Source organism: Stappia sp. (genome assembly GCF_040110915.1).
Taxonomy (GTDB): Bacteria; Pseudomonadota; Alphaproteobacteria; order Rhizobiales; family Stappiaceae; genus Stappia.
Genome location: NZ_CP157793.1, coordinates 3959015 through 3974897, shown reverse-complemented (window position 1 = coordinate 3974897; position 15883 = coordinate 3959015). Strand labels below are relative to the sequence as shown.

Here is a 15883-nt window from a genome sequence, read left to right as displayed (position 1 = left end):
GACTGGCGAGAATGCGAACCTGGGACGGCGATAGACAATCGACGGCGGATGTCGTGGTGATCGGCGGCGGTCATGCCGGCTGCGAAGCCGCGGCCGCGAGCGCGCGGCTCGGGGCCGACACGGTTCTGCTCACGCATCGGTTCGAGACCATCGGGATCATGTCCTGCAATCCGGCGATCGGGGGTCTCGGCAAGGGGCATCTCGTGCGCGAGGTGGACGCGCTCGACGGGTTGATGGGCCGCGTCGCGGATCGGGCCGGGATCCAGTTCCGCCTGCTCAACCGGCGCAAGGGACCGGCGGTGCGTGGGCCGCGCGCGCAGGCCGACCGCAAGCTCTACCGGGCTGCGATGCAGGAGGCGATCCGCGAAACCCGCGGCCTCGACGTGGTGGAAGGCGAGGCGGCCGAGCTTGTGGTGTCGGAGGGCCGGGTGACCGGGGTTCGGCTGGCGGACGGTCGCGAGATCCGCGCCGGGGCGGTGGTGCTCACCACGGGCACCTTCTTGCGCGGCGTGATCCATATCGGCGACCGGCAGATCCCGGCGGGGCGCGACGGGGAGACGCCGGCGGTGCGTCTGTCGGAGTCGCTGCTGGCCCATGGGTTCGCGCTGGGACGGCTGAAGACCGGCACGCCGGCGCGGTTGAACGGGGCGACCATCGACTGGGACGCACTGGCGGAACAGCCCGGCGATTCGGATCCGGAACCTTTTTCCACGCTGACGACCAAGATCGACACGCCGCAGATCTCCTGCTTCATCACCCGCACGACGCCGGCGACGCACGACCTCATTCGCGACAATCTGAACCGCTCGGCGATGTACTCCGGCGAGATCACCGGGCAGGGGCCGCGCTACTGTCCCTCCATCGAGGACAAGGTGGTCCGCTTCGGGGATCGCGACGGGCATCAGATCTTTCTGGAGCCGGAAGGGCTGGACGATCCGACCGTGTATCCCAACGGCATCTCGACGTCGCTTCCCGAGGAGGTGCAGCATGCCTTCCTGCGCACGATTCCCGGTCTGGAACGGGTGGAGATCTTCAAGCCCGGCTACGCCATCGAATACGATCACATCGATCCGCGCGAGTTGAGGCGGACGCTGGAAACCCGGCGGGTCGCGGGGCTGTTCCTCGCCGGTCAGATCAACGGCACGACCGGATATGAGGAAGCAGCCGCGCAAGGTCTCGTGGCGGGGCTGAACGCGGCGTTGCAGGTGGGCGGTCGCGAGGCGGCGGTCTTCGGGCGCGATCAGGGCTATCTCGGCGTCATGATCGACGATCTGGTCACCTGCGGCATCTCGGAGCCCTATCGCATGTTCACCTCGCGCGCGGAGTATCGGCTGTCGCTGCGAGCCGACAATGCGGATCAGCGCCTGACGCCGCTCGGTCTTGCGCTCGGCTGCGTCGGGGCGGCGCGTCGAGTCGCCTTCGAAACGAAACAGGCTGCGCTCGCGGACACCGAAGCTCGGCTGAAGGCCTTGCAGGTCACGCCGGAGCAGGGGCGGCGGGCCGGCCTGCCGATCAATCAGGACGGCGTGCGCCGTTCGGCCTTCGATCTCCTGTCCTATCCCGACATCGATCTGGACATGCTGTCGCGGGTCTGGCCGGAGGAGATCGCCGCGATGGATCGCAGGATCGCGGATCAGGTCGCGATCGATGCGCTTTATGCGGTGTATCTGGCACGACAGAGCGCCGACATCGAGGCGCTGCGGCGCGACGAGGCGCTGATCCTTCCGGTCGATCTGGATTATGCGCTGGTGAAGGGTCTGTCGAACGAGGCGCGCCAGAAGCTGGAGGCCGTTCGGCCCGAAACGCTCGGCCAGGCAAGCCGCATCGATGGCGTGACGCCGGCGGCGCTCGGCCTGCTTCTGTCCCATGTGCGGCGCAAGGGCACGACGCGAAACGCGGCGTCGGGCGGTGCTCCAAATGGCGGCACGGACCGGGGAGCGGCGGCATGAGTCGGCCCGCGCGCGTGGATATCCACGACGGTCCCCAGGTTCTGCACGGGGTTTTCCCCGTTTCACGTGAAACAGAAGAGCGCCTGAAAACGCATGTGGATCTGCTCCTGCGCTGGCAGCGGGCGCAGAACCTGGTGGCGCCCTCGACCCTTGGCGACGTCTGGCGGCGGCATGTGGCCGACAGTCTTCAGGTCATGCGGCATGTGGAGCGCGCGCGAACCTTCGTTGATTTCGGCAGCGGGGCCGGGTTTCCGGGGGTCGTGATCGCCTGTCTCTTGATGGAGCGACGGGCCGAAGACCCGTTCTTCGCCGCCGCCCATGTGCATCTGGTGGAAAGCAATCAGCGCAAGGCGGCCTTCCTGCGCACGGTGATCCGCGAGACCGGATGTCCGGCGACGGTGCATGCCGAGCGCATCGAGGCCTTTGCCGCGCGCCGGGGCGAAGGGTTTGGAGAGGGAACGGGAGAGGGAGCGGAGGACGCGACGGTCGATGTCGTGACCGCCCGGGCGCTGGCCGATCTGGAGACGCTGTGCGGCTTCGCGGCCCCGTTTTCCGCCGCCGGCGCGCGGGCCATTTTCCACAAAGGGCGAAATTTCCGCGAGGAGGTCACGCAAGCGTCTCACGCCTGGGCCTTCGATCTGATAGAAGAAGAAAGCCTCATCGATCCCGACAGCCGGATTCTGCTCCTCTCCGATATCCGGCCGCTTGGCGCGACAGGAGCACGACAGGGAAAGGTTAGATCCGGATGAGCAGCCTTCCGCAAATGCCGCGCGTTCTTGCGCTCGCCAATCAGAAGGGCGGCGTCGGCAAGACGACCACGGCCATCAATCTCGGCACGGCGCTGGCCGCCATCGGCGAACGCGTGCTGGTCGTCGATCTCGACCCGCAGGGCAATGCCTCGACGGGCCTCGGCATCGACCGCAATGCGCGCGAGTTGTCCACCTACGACGTTTTGACGGGTGAGTGTTCTTTGTCCGAAATGATCCAGGACACTGACGTGCCGCGACTGTGGCTCGCCCCGTCGACGATGGATCTTCTCGGTGTGGAGTTGGAAATCGCCTCCGCCTCGGATCGCGCCCAACGGTTGCGCAATGCGCTGTCGGATCTGGCGGAGCAGGACCGTTACGATCACAGTTTCGATTTCACCTATGTGCTGATCGACTGTCCGCCCTCGCTCAACCTGCTCACCATCAACGCGCTGACCGCGTCGCATTCCATCCTCGTGCCCCTGCAGTGCGAGTTCTTCGCGCTCGAGGGTCTCAGCCAGTTGCTCAACACGGTGGAGCAGGTAAAGGCGGCCCTGAACCCGCAACTGTCGATCCACGGCATCGTGCTGACGATGTTCGACAGCCGGAACAACCTGTCGAATCAGGTTGTGGCGGATGTGCGCGAGACCATGGGCGATGCGGTCTACGAGACGATCATCCCGCGCAATGTGCGCGTGTCGGAGGCGCCCTCCTATGGCAAGCCGGCGCTTCTCTACGACCTGAAGTGCTCGGGCAGCCAGGCCTACCTGCGGCTCGCCTCGGAAATCATCCAGCGCGAGCGGGCCCTGCGCGGTGTCGCGGCCTGACGGGTCGATTCGCCTGCGCAACGACAAACGGCCCCGGGGGCATCTGCCCGGGGCATCTGACCGCGACACAAGGTCTGACCTGAACGTAAGCAAAGACGCGTGGGGCCAGGCCCACACGCGCGACAACGGGTGACATGGGCATGTCTGAAGAGGACAGTGGGAAGAAGAAGCGACTTGGCCGCGGGCTCGCGGCGCTCATCGGCGAGGTCGGCACCGAGCCGCCGGCCGATCCGCGTCCGCCGCGCGACACGCGCCGGGTTCCGATCGAGCATCTGACAGCCAACCCCCGCAACCCGCGCAAGAATTTCACCGAGGCCGATCTCGAGGATCTCACCAACTCGGTGCGCGAGAAGGGCATCGTGCAGCCGCTCCTGGTGCGCCCCGTCGCGGATCGCGACAACGCCTATGAGATCATCGCCGGCGAGCGCCGCTGGCGCGCCGCGCAGCGGGCGGGCATCCATCTGGTGCCGGTGGTCATTCGCGAGGTCACCGATCAGGAAGCGCTCGAGCTGGCGATCATCGAGAACGTCCAGCGCGCCGACCTCAATCCGATCGAGGAGGGGCTCGGCTACGATCAGCTCGTGCAGGAGTTTTCCTACAGCCAGAGCGAATTGGCCAAGGTGATCGGCAAGAGCCGCAGCCATGTGGCCAACACGCTGCGCCTGCTGAAGCTGCCCAACCCCGTGAAGGACTATCTGGCCGAAGGGCTGCTGACGGCCGGCCATGCGCGGGCGCTGATCACGGCCGAGGACCCAGCGGCGCTGGCCGAGCTGATCCTTGAAAAGGGGTTGAATGTGCGCGAGGCCGAGAGGCTCGCGCAGGACCCGGACGCCTTCGCGAAGAAGACGAAAGCCTCGGGCACTGACAGGCCGGAAAAGGACGCGGACACGCGGGCGCTGGAGAAGCGGCTCACCGATACGCTCGGTCTGAAGATCGCGATCGCCCACAAGCCCGAGAAGGGCTCCGGCGAACTGAAGATCCGCTATGCCTCGGTCGAGCAGCTCGACGAGATCTGCCGTTTGCTCGGGGTCGCGAGCTGACGCCAGCCTTCGTTTCAGCCGGCGAGCGCGTTGCGGGATGTGAGGTCGACGGGCCCCGGGTCCGGACAGGTTTCATGTCGTCTTCGCCCGCACAGTCGGGTGTGATACTGCGCAAGTCCGCGACAAATTGACGCAATCGCGCGCCGGAAGGCCCGTGACCGGGATGCCGGAATCAGACTGGCCCGGTATCGGACGGGACGGCGAGGGACCGTTTCTCCGGAACCCCAGTCGCTTTACTCGATATCGACGGCCTCGTCGGCCTCCAGAATGCGTCGCAGACGCGTGAAGGCAAGCCGGATGCGGGATTTCACCGTGCCCAAGGGCAGGCCCGTCTCATCGGCGATCTGGCTGTGCGAGAGGCCGGCGAAGAACGCGCGGCGAATGAGCTCGCGTTGCTCCTCGGGCAGGGCGGTGAGCGCTTCGCGGACGCGATCCTCGCGCAGGCGCGCATCGAGTTCGTCGTCCTGATCCTCCGGCGCGGCGGGACGCAGGCTCGGGTCCTCGGCGTCGAGCAGCGCGGAGCGGTCGCGGCGCAACGCGTCGATGCGGCGGTTGCGCGCGATGCGGAAAAGCCAGGTGGCCGCTGTCGCGCGGCGGGCATCGAAGAGCGACGCCTTGCGCCAGAGCGTGATCATGACCTCCTGGGTGAGTTCTTCCGCCGTCGCGGCATCGGCGCCCAGACGCATGAGATAGGCCTTCAGGCGCGGCGCGAAATGATCGAACAACGCCGCGAACGCCGTCTTGTCGCGCTGCTCTGCGACCCGGACGATCAGGTCTGAAAAGGGGTCTGACGTTGCCACGCTTGAAGAAGCCTCACCCAATCCTGGTCGGCGTGTGCGCCGCATTCGTGTTTCGGAGCCGCCGAAGGCGCATCGCGGAGCACTCGGTTCCGCCCGGGTCGGCCGCGTGAGAGCCCGGCCTTGCACGGCGACGCAAGAGCGATGCAGCCGCGCCCGTCGCGCCACAACAGCCCGCTCGCCATGCCCGCGTCAATAGTCTTTTGGATTTTCCCGCCATTTCGGGAATGTCACACTCTCGCCTGAATTTTATCAGCAGCGTGCCCCGTTCACGAAAGACACAGGTCAACCCGCGGCCGGGAATTTCCGGCCATCAACCCTTTCGTAACTTGCCGCGCAGTATGCTTAAGGCAAGGTAATGCGGACGCACCACGTTCGACTCAAATTCAACAGGAGCAGTAGCGGTTAGGAGATGATGCAGGCACGAACGCTTATTCCGGCCCTTCTCGCACTTGCTTTCACCAGCGTGGCAGCATCTGCGCAAACGCCTGCCTTGATCAGCCAGCACAATGCCTGGGCGACCTATTCCTATGGCGGTGCCAAGGGCAAGGTGTGTTATGCGCTGTCGAAGCCAACGAAACTCGCCCCGACGGACCGAAATCACGGAGATGTGTTCTTTTTCGTGTCGAACCGCCCGGGCGAAAATGTCGCGAACGAACCCAGCGTGATCGTGGGTTATTCCTTCCGGGAAGGATCGTCAGTCGCGCTCGACGTGGACGGCAAGAAATTCGTGATGTTCACGAACAACGACGGCGCGTGGGTCCGCAATGCGGCCCAGGAACGTGAACTCGTCGCGGCCATGAAGGCCGGGCGCGAGCTGGTCGTCTCCGGCGTTTCCGCGCGGGGCACGCAGACCACCTATACGTTCTCGCTGTCCGGCGTGACGGCGGCGATTGGCGCGGCGGACACCGCCTGCCGCTAGGCGGGCCGGCGGCGATCCCCGCCTGAAATCCCCGATTGAGGGGACTCGCAATCCGCGTCAGATACGTTATATCCACGATATCGAGCGAGGCGGTGGCGACGGTCACCGCCTTTTGCCGTTGCCGCGCCGGCCATGGCCCGCGTCTTCGCGGTCTTGCGACCGCTGGAAATCGAGCGGGGGACGTGTGTCGCGTAGGCGGGGCGCCAATGCGCCAGACGCCGATACGCCGGATACCGGGGTGCCGGACGGCCATCGCTCGATACGTTCGACCTGCGGTGCACGGCGTGCCGGCGACCCGCACAAAGGATGGTCCCGAGACATGAGCCTGACCGAAACCGACCGTGACGTCACGCCCGCCCGCAAAGCGGCCCCGCGCCCGCCCGCCGACGGGGCGGCCGAGATGCCGTCGCTGATCGGATTGGATCGCGCCGAGCTGGCGGAAGCGCTGGCCAGCATCGGCGTTCCCGAGCGCCAGCGGCGCATGCGCGTCGCCCAGCTCTGGCACTGGCTCTATGTGCGCGGCATCTCCGACTTCTCGGAGATGACGAATGTTTCCAAGGGGCTGCGGGCCGATCTGGAGCGTGCCTTCACCATCGCGCGCCCGGAGATCGTGTCCGAACAGATCTCCAACGACGGCACCCGCAAGTGGCTGTTTCGCTTTCCGTCGCGCGGCGCCGGGCGGCCGGTCGAGGTGGAAACGGTCTATATTCCGGAAGAGGGCCGGGGCACGCTTTGCGTTTCCTCGCAGGTCGGCTGCACGCTCACCTGCACCTTCTGCCATACGGGCACGCAGCGGCTGGTGCGCAATCTGACGGCGGAGGAGATCCTCTCGCAGGTGCTGATCGCGCGCGACCGGCTGGGCGATTTCCCCAGGGGCGAAACACCGGAGGGCGCGGCCGTTCCGAGCGAAGGCCGCCTCGTCACCAACATCGTGATGATGGGGATGGGTGAGCCGCTCTACAATTTCGACAACGTCAAGAAGGCCCTGCTGATCGCCTCCGACGGCGAGGGGCTGTCGCTGTCCAAGCGCCGAATCACCCTGTCCACGTCGGGCGTGGTTCCGATGATCGAGCGCACGGGGTCCGAGATCGGCTGCATGCTGGCGATCTCCCTGCATGCGGTGCGCGACGATCTGCGCGACGAACTCGTGCCGATCAACAAGAAGTGGAACATCGCGGCGCTTCTCGACGCCTGCCGCGCCTATCCCGGGCTCAACAACGCCCGGCGTATCACCTTCGAATATGTGATGCTCAAGGGCGTGAACGACAGTCTCGCCGAGGCGCGGGATCTGGTGCGGCTGCTCAAGGGCATCCCGGCGAAGATCAACCTGATCCCGTTCAACCCCTGGCCCGGCTCGGCCTACGAATGCTCCGACTGGGAGCAGATCGAGGCCTTCGCCGATGTGGTCAATCGGGCGGGCTACGCCTCGCCGATCCGCACGCCGCGCGGGCGCGACATTTTCGCCGCCTGCGGCCAGCTCAAGTCCGAGTCCGAGAAGGTCCGCGCGCGCGAGCGCAAGGCGCTGGAAACGGATGCGGCGCGCTCCGCCCTGTCGTCGGCCGGCGGCTGATGGCGCGATGATCGACGCCGGCGCCGTTCTCGCGCAGACGATCCGCATCGTGGTCGGCCTGATCGCCGCCTTTCTCGCGGCGGGGATCTTTCTTGCCTTCGGTCTGTTTCAGGCCCTCGATCCGCAGAGCGATCCGGTCGGTTTCGGGGCGACGGTCGGCACCGGTCTCGTTTCGGCGAGCGTGATCGGCGGGGTGACCTTCGTGCCCGCGCTGATCGCCGTCTGCGCAACGGAGATCTTCCGGCTGCGCGGCATCACCGTGCATCTCGCGGCGGCCGGCCTCATCGCGGTGGGCGTGTGGAGCGCCGGCGATGCGCAGAGCGTCGCACCGGGCAGCGGCGGGCTTGCCCCGGGCTCCGTCGTCGCGGCCGCCGCCGGCTTTGTCGCCGGGTTTGTCTATTGGCTGATCGCCGGACGGCAGGCGGGCGGCTGGCGGCGGTCCCGGGACGCGGGCGCTCCTCTGGAGGACCGCGACGCGACCGCACGCACGGGCGCACACGGCAACGACACACCACCATCCTCCGGCGCGCGCTGACGCCCGTCGGAGCCTTGAGTCTTTCCTCGAATGCGTCTTGCTGCCGGACCCCGGAGCGGGCGGCCTCAGGCTGCGGAAGCGCGCCGATCCCTGCGCAGGGCCGTGCGGGCCGCCTCGACATGCTCGTCCCGCACGTGGGCGCGGACCATGGCGAGCACGCCCAGCAGCACGCTGGCGTCGTCGCTGAAGCCGACGCCGAACATCACGTCGGGGATCATGTCCATCGGCATGACGAAATAGGCCAGCGCGGCGAAGATCGCCCCGCGAACCCGCGCCGGCGTCGCCGGATCGAGCGCGCAGTAATAGGCCGCGATCACATCCTCCATGAAGGGGATCTGGCTGGCGGCCTTGCGCGCGACATCGAAGATCCGCGCCTTGACGCGGCGCGTCTCGGCCTCGTCGGGTCCCTCGGCTCCGGATGTGAAGCCGAACTGCTCATACTCTGCTCGCATGTGCGGGGTCCTCCCACCCTTGCCCGCGGGGCGATCCCGCGTCGGCGTGTCTCCCAGCCTGCCACAGCGTAATGTGGGGAGGTGACACGCCGATTTCAAAAGCGGAAAGCCCCCGATTCATGCGGGGAGGGGGTCAATGGCGAAAATGTCGCATGCCGGTGAGCACCATGGCGAGGCCCGCCTCGTCGGCGGCGGCGATCACCTCCTCGTCCCGCATCGATCCGCCCGGCTGGATAACGGCCGTGGCACCGGCGTCGGCCGCCGCCAGCAGCCCGTCGGCGAAGGGGAAGAAGGCATCCGAGGCAACGGCCGAGCCGATCGTGCGCGGATGGTCCCATCCGGCGGCCTCGGCGGCGTCGCGGGCCTTCTGCGCGGCGATGCGGGCGCTGTCGAGCCGGCTCATCTGCCCGGCGCCGATGCCCGCGCTCGCCCCGTCCTTCACATAGACGATGGCGTTCGACTTGACGTGCTTGGCGATGCGGAAGGCGGTCTTGAGGTCGGCCAGTTCCTGCGGGCTCGGCGCGCGTTTCGTCACCACCTTGAGGTCGAGATCGTCGACGACGCCCGTGTCGCGATCCTGCACCAGAAGCCCGCCGGCGACCGATTTCACGATCCGTCCCGGGGCCCGGGGGTCGGCGAGGCCGCCGGTGACCAGCAGCCGAAGATTCTTCTTGGCCGCGACGATGGCGCGCGCTTCCTCGGTTGCCTCGGGCGCGATGATCACCTCGGTGAAGATCTTGACGATCTCGGTCGCGGCTTCGGCGTCCAGGGGGGCGTTGAGCGCCACGATCCCGCCGAAGGCCGACACCGGATCGCAGGCGAGCGCCTGCGCATAGGCGTCGGCGAGGCTTTGCCCCAGCGCCACGCCGCAGGGGTTGGCGTGCTTGATGATGGCGACCGCCGGCGCGATGGCCGGGTCGAACTCGCTGACCAGCTCGAAGGCCGCATCCGTGTCGTTGATGTTGTTGTAGGACAGCGCCTTGCCCTGAAGCTGGCGGGCGGTGGCCACACCGAAGCGGCGCTCCGGCGTCGTGTAGAAGCCGGCCCGCTGGTGCGGGTTCTCGCCGTAGCGCATCACCGAGGCGAGCGTGCCGCCGAAGGCCACATGGGCGGGCGCCGGCTCGTTTAGTTCGCCGGCAAACCAGTTCGACACGGCGGCGTCATAGGCCGCGGTGCGGGCGAAGGCCTTTTGCGCCAGGCGACGGCGCAGCTCGAGCGGCACCTGTCCGTCGTGGGTCGCGAGCGCCTCGAGCACGGACGCATAATCGGCCGGGTCGCTGACCATGGTGACATAGGCGTGGTTCTTGGCGGCCGCACGGGTCATCGCCGGGCCGCCGATGTCGACATTCTCGATGGCCGTGGCGAAATCGGCGCCCGACGCGACCGTGTCCTCGAAGGGGTAGAGATTGACGCAGACGAGGTCGATGCCGGCGATCCCGTGCGCGGCCATCGCCGCCTGATGCTCCGCGTCGTCGCGGATCGCCAGCAGGCCGCCGTGCACCGCCGGATGCAGCGTCTTGACCCGCCCGTCCATGATCTCGGGAAAGCCGGTGACATCGGAGATGTCGCGCACGGCAAGCCCCGCCTCGGCAAGCGCGGCGCGCGTTCCGCCGGTGGAGACCAGTTCGATGCCGCGCGCGGCCAGTGCCGTGGCGAAGTCGATCAGGCCGGTCTTGTCGGACACGGACAGAAGGGCCCGGCGAACCGGAACCAGATCGGGAACGGGAATGCGCTTCGACGCCACGGCCATGTGGAGCTTCCTTCGGCTTTCTTGGGGAAACTGAGACGGAAACGGGGCCTAGCACGAAGTTCCCGGAACCGGAAGCCGACCTTATGCGCAGTGGCTCAAAATCGCCGCTGGACCGCGTCGTATCACCGGCCGCGCAGGATCACAGGTCGAGTTCGGCGGCCGACGCATCGCTGACGCGTTTGCGGGCCGTTTTCGCCGTGGCGGTGCGGCTGAACTGCCAGCTCACCTCGGGGCGATGCTGGATGCGGCCGTAAAGGACGATCTGTTCGCTGCGCCGGTGGCCGTAGCCGTCGGAAAGATAGATGGATTCCTCGATCGCCGTCTCGCATCCCGGTGCCGCGAACTCCCAGGCCTCGCCATCCGGCGTGACCAGCAACACGGCCGAGCCGCCGCCGATGCTGCTCGCCTTGACCGCCGGGTGCAGATGGAACCGCACGGCGAACTCGCAGGCGCGGCCGGCCTTGGCGAGGCTCGAGAAGCGGTCGACGCCCTCCAGCAGCGTGCCGTCCGCCGACAGGCGCAGCTCGCGCTCGTGAATGACGCGATGGCTGTCCTCGTAGCCGTTGTGGCTGGCGACGACGCGGGTGCCATCGGCCGTGTCCTGACGCTCCACCGGCACGTGGCTAGGGCCCGACACGATCGGCGTGCCGAGCCACCACCGATAGCGGGTGTCGGGCAGGAAGCGCGCCGAGGAGGTGTCGTCGAGGGTCGCGGTGGAATGGGCTGCGGTGGCGCGCGACACCATGCGCCAGGTGCCGCGGTCGCTTTGCGACACGCCGCAATTGACGATCAGCCGCGTGCGCCGCGACGACATCTCGAATGACAGGCAGCCCGCATGGGCGGTCTGGCTGAGCGTCGGCGGCGGCGGGCAGCCGGTGTCCATCAAGACCACCGTGTCGCCGCAGGTGACGCGCTGGTAGCCGGAATGCGGGGCATTGCCCGGCGGCGCGCCGCGCGCGTCGTCATAGGCGAGAATGGTTGCGACGAGATCGGCCGGGGTCGACCCCATGCCGTTGAAATGCGCGAAAGTGCCGTCGCCGTGCCGGAAAAAGCGGATCATCGGCATCATCCGGTCGATGGACTGCATCACGGTTCCCGACGTCGGCAGGCCCTGCACCGTCAGCGCGTGGCGCAGGGGCAGGAGATCGACAAGAACTTCCAGGAGCGCCGAGGGGTTGCGCGAGACATGGCCGCCGTCGGCCAGGATCTGCCGCGCGAGCTCCTGATCCAGCCGCCGGAGGCTTTGGCGCACGTAGCGGCCCTGACCGGACATGGAGACCGTGGCGGCGGCGACCGCGATGGTCGCCACCAGACGCGGCACGCCGTCGGGCGTCTCGTTCATCGTGCGGCGCAGATAGCGCACCTGACGGGCGAGCGAGCGCAGGAAGCGCCGGTAGAATTCGCGGTCGCAGCCCTCGAGGATCAGCGGCGACTGGGACAGCCAGGCCAGCACCCGGCGCGCGACGACCGTCTGTTCCCAGGCGGTCTCGTGCCAATAGCCGCAGATGCGGATCCAGTCGTCGACCAGCGCGCGGGCGTTCTGGCGGGCCACGACGGTTTCCGCGGCGCGCAGATGGCGCAGCCAGCCGAAGCCGTGCAGGGCACGCGCCCAGTCGGGGGAGGGGGGCTCGATCTCGAAGGCGGAGCGGCCGAAGCTCTCGGCCTGCTGACCGGCGAAGACGAAGCGGCCGGCGTAGATGTCGGCGGCAATCGTTCCGTCCGCGGTGCGCAGGTCCTGCGGCGCGATCAGCAGGCGCGTGGGCGCGCCGCCGAAGGGCTTCCAGCGAAACAGGGGGCCGCCATGAATCCATCGCAAGACCGATTGCCAGGCCGCATGCGCGAGAAGACGCCACACCCGGGCCCGTTCGGCCACCGTCAAAAGCGTCATCTCGGTCAAACGTCCTCCGGTGAGCGGGCATCGGGTCGGGGCCGGACAGCGTGCCCGGCCATGGGCTTGGCGGCGGACTTCGCCGCGGGGCGCGATACAGGCGACGCGACCGGACACCGGCCACGCATGCCCGACAAGTTTCGGGGATCAAGGTTAGCGATCCGTTACCCATTTCAGCGCGATTCGTCCGATCCGGGCAGCCCTGGGGACGGACCCGTCCTGGCCGAGTGTCGAACGGGGGCTGCCGGCCGGCGTGTTACACGCGTTTCAGGCGGGCGGCGAAAAACCCGTCGAGGCCGCCCCCGGCCGCCGGATCGCGCGGCAGCAGACACGGCAGGGTGCGCAGATCGCCGGCATCGGTCACCGAGCCCGGCACGCCGGTCTCGTTCTCGTCGACCGGGACCCGGCGAAACTCCGGCCGGTCCGCCAGGAAGGCCGCGATCCGCGCTTCGCCCTCCTCCGGCTCCAGCGAACAGGTGCAATAGACCAGAACCCCGCCCGGCGCGAGCCAACCGGCGGCACGTTCCAGCAAGGCGGCCTGACGCTCGGCAAAGGCCGCGATGTCCTCCTTGCGGCGGTTCCAGGCGACCTCCGGATGACGGCGGATCGTGCCGGTCGCGGTACAGGGGGCGTCGAGCAGGATCGCGTCGAAGGGCGTTGCGGGCTCGAAGGTCAGGAGGTCCGCCGCGACGATCTCGGCGAGAAGCCCGAGGCGGGCGAGATTGGCCCGCAGCCGCTCCAGCCGGGTCTCGGAGATATCCACCGCCGTGACGGCGGCGCCGGCGGCGGCCAGCTGCGCCGTCTTGCCACCGGGGGCCGCGCAGAGATCGGCGACGCGCTTGCCGGCCACATCGCCGATGAGTCGGGCGGGCAGGCTCGCGGCGGCATCCTGCACCCACCAGGCGCCGTCCGCGTAGCCCGGCAGGGCATCGACGCGGCCGCGATGGGCGGTCAGACGCAGCGTGTTACCCGCAATCCGCGTCGCGCCGAGGCGCTCCGCCCAGAGATCCGGGTCCGCCTTGACGCAGATGTCGAGGTTCGGCTCATGCAGATGCATGCGGGCGATGGCCTGCGCGGTCTCTTCGCCATGGGCCTTCTGCCAGCGCGCGAACATCCACACGGGCGCGGTGCGCCAGGGCTGATCGGTCTCGGCGAGAAGCGTCTCGCGGTCGCGCGCGGCCCGGCGCAACACCGCGTTCACCAGCCCCTTGTAGCGGCGAATGCGCGGATCGGCGCCGGCGATCTCCATGGCGGTCGCCACCGCCGCGCGGTCCGGCACCTCCATGAACAGGATCTGGGTCGCCGCCACATGCAGGAGATCGAGCACCGCGCCGGATTTTTCCGGGATCGGGCGTTCGAGAAGGCGGTCGAGAATGGCGGCGATCCGTCCACGCTGGCGCAGCGCCGTGCCGAGGATCGCCCGCACGAGCGCCCGGTCCTTGTCCGAAAGCTCCGCGAGGCCGGCCGGCCCGCGGTCGGCGTCGAGCGAATCGTCGAGCGGTTGGCGGGAATGGATGACCTGGCCCAGGATCTCGCATGCGAGGCGGCGCGCGGCCACGCCAACCGGGACGGCCGCGCGCCCGCGATCGGTCTGCCGGGGGGAGCGGCGGGGCGGACGGGAACGGGGCGCGGTCACGGTCTGGGTCGTCTCCTGGGCTGGCCGGTCACGGATGCCGGGTATGCCCTGCGCGCCTTGCGCGTCACAAGGAAAATCGACAGCCGGTGGCCGTGTGTCCTAGTCCCGTGTCCTAACCCCAGGGGCCGCGTCGCCCGGTGTCGCGGTTGCGTGCCGAACGGCCCCAGGGACCGGGCGGGTCCGTGCGCGGCGCCCGCTCCCTGCCGCCGCCCCCAAAGCCGCCACCCCCGAAGCCCGATCCTTGCGCGCCGGCGAGTTCCTTGAGGGCGCGGATGCGGTTGTCCGTGTTCGGGTGGGTGGAGAAGAGATTGTCCATCCGCTCGCCCGACAGGGGGTTGATGATGAACATATGGGCGGTGGCCGGATTGTCCTCCGCGTCGGCGTTGCGGATGCGCGCCGCGCCGCCGGCGATCTTGTGGAGCGCGGAGGCGAGCCACATCGGATCGCCGCAGATCTCGGCGCCCAGCCGGTCGGCGGCATATTCGCGGGTGCGGCTGATCGCCATCTGCACCAGCATGGCGGCCAGCGGCGCCACGATCATCGCCAGGATGACGCCGACGAAGCCCAGCGGATTGTTGTTGTCGCGGTTGCCGCCGAAGAAGAACGCGAAATTCGCGAGCATGGAGATCGCGCCGGCGATGGTCGCGGTGATCGTCATGATCAGCGTGTCATGGTTTTTCACATGGGCCAGCTCGTGCGCCATCACGCCGGCGACCTCCTCGCGGCTCAGCGTGTTGAGCAGGCCGGTGGTGGCGGCGACGGCGGCGTTTTGCGGATTGCGGCCGGTGGCGAAGGCGTTGGGCTGCGGATTGTCGATCAGATAGACCTTCGGCATGGGAAGATCCGCGCGCGCGGCCATCTCGCGCACCATGTGATAGAGTTCCGGCGCCTGGCGCGCGTCGACCTCCACCGCATGGTGCATGCGCAGCACCATCTTGTCGGAATTCCAGTAGCTGAAGACGTTCATCGCCGCGGCGATCACCAGGGCGATGACCATGCCGCTTTCGCCGCCGATCATGAAACCGAGGCCCATGAACAGGGCCGTCATGGCGGCAAGAAGAAGCGCCGTGCGGAAGTAGTTCATTCGTCAGACCTCGATTCGGACCCGTTTCGGATACGCATTGCCGGGCACTGGCGTTCATGCGCGCCCGGGCTATATGTTGGCAAGCGCGTGTCCCGGCGCAAGTGGATCGGCCGTTCGATCTATGCCACGCAGGCGAGATCGCGCCGACGACATCTCGAGACGAACCCAGACAACGACAGACGAACAGGCATGGCGAGCATGACGCAGCACGACGAGACCGCTTCTCCGTCCACGGCGACCGCGAGCGAACCTGCCGCCGAGCCTGCTCCGCGCCGGCGGTTCGAGGATCTGCCGCCGGCCGCGCAGCGGGCGCTCAAGGAGGCCGAGGCGCGGCGTGCGGAGATCGACGCTCGCCAGCGCGATATGCCGCGCGAGATCGACGGGCGCGGCGGGCTGGAGCCGACCCGCTACACGGACTGGGAAATCAAGGGCATCACCTGCGACTTCTGACCGGCCTGCGATCGGGATTGCGACCGGGCCTGAATGCGGGCCTGAGTGCGGGCCAGGGTCCGGACCCGTAGCGGGGCCTGGCACCCGCCTTGCCGGACCGTCTCCTGTGACCGACGCGGGGATCTGTCCCCGACCCTGAGATTGCAGTCTCGCGCTTTCTCCCGCGGCCAAGAGCCCGCTTGGTTAATGAGCGCTTTACCAACCGGCGTTAGGCTTGCCCGGTCGATCCGCTTTGTC

General features: G+C 68.1%; 14 protein-coding genes. 8 read left to right on the top strand and 6 right to left on the bottom strand.

Annotated elements, in window-relative coordinates:
• Positions 1–11: 11 nt before the first annotated feature.
• From mnmG to ABL312_RS17755, 4 genes are all read left to right on the top strand, one after another.
• Positions 12–1949, top strand: coding sequence for a tRNA uridine-5-carboxymethylaminomethyl(34) synthesis enzyme MnmG (mnmG, locus tag ABL312_RS17770; protein WP_349358739.1), 1938 nt, complete (start codon positions 12–14; stop codon positions 1947–1949).
• A complete protein-coding gene (gene rsmG, locus ABL312_RS17765) occupies positions 1946–2698 on the top strand; it encodes a 16S rRNA (guanine(527)-N(7))-methyltransferase RsmG (RefSeq protein ID WP_349358738.1) in 753 nt (250 codons plus the stop codon). The genes mnmG and rsmG overlap by 4 nt, the downstream gene beginning before the upstream one ends.
• The gene (locus tag ABL312_RS17760) at positions 2695–3522 is read left to right on the top strand and encodes a ParA family protein (protein WP_349358737.1); all 828 of its coding nucleotides are present in this window, start codon (positions 2695–2697) and stop codon (positions 3520–3522) included. Before rsmG ends, ABL312_RS17760 begins: the two co-directional genes overlap by 4 nt.
• A 140-nt stretch (positions 3523–3662) precedes the next feature.
• Positions 3663–4562 (top strand): ParB/RepB/Spo0J family partition protein, encoded by a 900-nt coding sequence (locus ABL312_RS17755; RefSeq protein ID WP_349358736.1) that lies wholly within the window; start codon positions 3663–3665, stop codon positions 4560–4562.
• A 233-nt stretch (positions 4563–4795) separates the two neighbouring features.
• On the opposite strand, the gene ABL312_RS17750 is transcribed toward ABL312_RS17755, so the two are convergent.
• Positions 4796–5362 carry a sigma-70 family RNA polymerase sigma factor gene (locus tag ABL312_RS17750; protein ID WP_349358735.1) on the bottom strand — a complete coding sequence of 189 codons (567 nt, stop codon included), beginning with the start codon at positions 5360–5362 and terminating at the stop codon, positions 4796–4798.
• Between the two features lie 409 nt (positions 5363–5771).
• Between ABL312_RS17750 and ABL312_RS17745 the strand changes: the two genes are divergently transcribed.
• From ABL312_RS17745 to ABL312_RS17735, 3 genes are all read left to right on the top strand, one after another.
• Entirely contained in the window at positions 5772–6281 is a 510-nt protein-coding gene (locus ABL312_RS17745) for an invasion associated locus B family protein (protein ID WP_349358734.1), read from the top strand.
• 319 nt (positions 6282–6600) lie between these two features.
• On the top strand, positions 6601–7851 hold the full coding sequence (gene rlmN / locus ABL312_RS17740; RefSeq protein ID WP_374730145.1) for a 23S rRNA (adenine(2503)-C(2))-methyltransferase RlmN: 1251 nt from the start codon (positions 6601–6603) through the stop codon (positions 7849–7851).
• 7 nt (positions 7852–7858) lie between these two features.
• The gene (locus ABL312_RS17735; protein ID WP_349358733.1) at positions 7859–8386 is read left to right on the top strand and encodes a translation initiation factor IF-3; all 528 of its coding nucleotides are present in this window, start codon (positions 7859–7861) and stop codon (positions 8384–8386) included.
• A 65-nt stretch (positions 8387–8451) separates the two neighbouring features.
• Here the strand turns inward: ABL312_RS17735 and ABL312_RS17730 are convergent, their stop codons facing one another.
• The 5 genes from ABL312_RS17730 to htpX all read right to left on the bottom strand — a co-directional run bounded on the left by ABL312_RS17730 (position 8452) and on the right by htpX (position 15196).
• A complete protein-coding gene (locus ABL312_RS17730) occupies positions 8452–8838 on the bottom strand; it encodes a YkvA family protein (RefSeq protein WP_349358732.1) in 387 nt (128 codons plus the stop codon).
• Positions 8839–8971: 133 nt separating this feature from the next.
• Positions 8972–10588 carry a bifunctional phosphoribosylaminoimidazolecarboxamide formyltransferase/IMP cyclohydrolase gene (purH, locus tag ABL312_RS17725; RefSeq protein WP_349358731.1) on the bottom strand — a complete coding sequence of 539 codons (1617 nt, stop codon included), beginning with the start codon at positions 10586–10588 and terminating at the stop codon, positions 8972–8974.
• A 139-nt stretch (positions 10589–10727) separates the two neighbouring features.
• Positions 10728–12476 carry a heparinase II/III family protein gene (locus ABL312_RS17720; protein ID WP_349358730.1) on the bottom strand — a complete coding sequence of 583 codons (1749 nt, stop codon included), beginning with the start codon at positions 12474–12476 and terminating at the stop codon, positions 10728–10730.
• A 256-nt stretch (positions 12477–12732) separates the two neighbouring features.
• A complete protein-coding gene (locus tag ABL312_RS17715) occupies positions 12733–14034 on the bottom strand; it encodes a transcription antitermination factor NusB (protein WP_349358729.1) in 1302 nt (433 codons plus the stop codon).
• 190 nt (positions 14035–14224) lie between these two features.
• Positions 14225–15196, bottom strand: coding sequence for a zinc metalloprotease HtpX (htpX, locus tag ABL312_RS17710; RefSeq protein WP_349358728.1), 972 nt, complete (start codon positions 15194–15196; stop codon positions 14225–14227).
• Between the two features lie 189 nt (positions 15197–15385).
• On the opposite strand from htpX, the gene ABL312_RS17705 reads away from it, so the two are divergent.
• Positions 15386–15646: a DUF1674 domain-containing protein gene (locus ABL312_RS17705; protein ID WP_349358727.1), complete on the top strand. Its 261-nt coding sequence runs from the start codon at positions 15386–15388 to the stop codon at positions 15644–15646.
• Positions 15647–15883 lie beyond the last annotated feature (237 nt).

Excerpts from the sequence above, each read along its gene's own strand:
- purH (WP_349358731.1), bottom strand. The coding sequence starts at position 10,588 with ATGGCCGTGGCGTCGAAGCGCATTCCCGTTCCCGATCTGGTTCCGGTT.
- rlmN (WP_374730145.1), top strand. The coding sequence starts at position 6,601 with ATGAGCCTGACCGAAACCGACCGTGACGTCACGCCCGCCCGCAAAGCG.
- htpX (WP_349358728.1), bottom strand. The coding sequence starts at position 15,196 with ATGAACTACTTCCGCACGGCGCTTCTTCTTGCCGCCATGACGGCCCTG.
- ABL312_RS17760 (WP_349358737.1), top strand. The coding sequence starts at position 2,695 with ATGAGCAGCCTTCCGCAAATGCCGCGCGTTCTTGCGCTCGCCAATCAG.
- rsmG (WP_349358738.1), top strand. The coding sequence starts at position 1,946 with ATGAGTCGGCCCGCGCGCGTGGATATCCACGACGGTCCCCAGGTTCTG.
- ABL312_RS17730 (WP_349358732.1), bottom strand. The coding sequence starts at position 8,838 with ATGCGAGCAGAGTATGAGCAGTTCGGCTTCACATCCGGAGCCGAGGGA.
- ABL312_RS17755 (WP_349358736.1), top strand. The coding sequence starts at position 3,663 with ATGTCTGAAGAGGACAGTGGGAAGAAGAAGCGACTTGGCCGCGGGCTC.
- ABL312_RS17735 (WP_349358733.1), top strand. The coding sequence starts at position 7,859 with ATGATCGACGCCGGCGCCGTTCTCGCGCAGACGATCCGCATCGTGGTC.
- ABL312_RS17745 (WP_349358734.1), top strand. The coding sequence starts at position 5,772 with ATGATGCAGGCACGAACGCTTATTCCGGCCCTTCTCGCACTTGCTTTC.
- mnmG (WP_349358739.1), top strand. The coding sequence starts at position 12 with ATGCGAACCTGGGACGGCGATAGACAATCGACGGCGGATGTCGTGGTG.
- ABL312_RS17720 (WP_349358730.1), bottom strand. The coding sequence starts at position 12,476 with ATGACGCTTTTGACGGTGGCCGAACGGGCCCGGGTGTGGCGTCTTCTC.
- ABL312_RS17705 (WP_349358727.1), top strand. The coding sequence starts at position 15,386 with ATGGCGAGCATGACGCAGCACGACGAGACCGCTTCTCCGTCCACGGCG.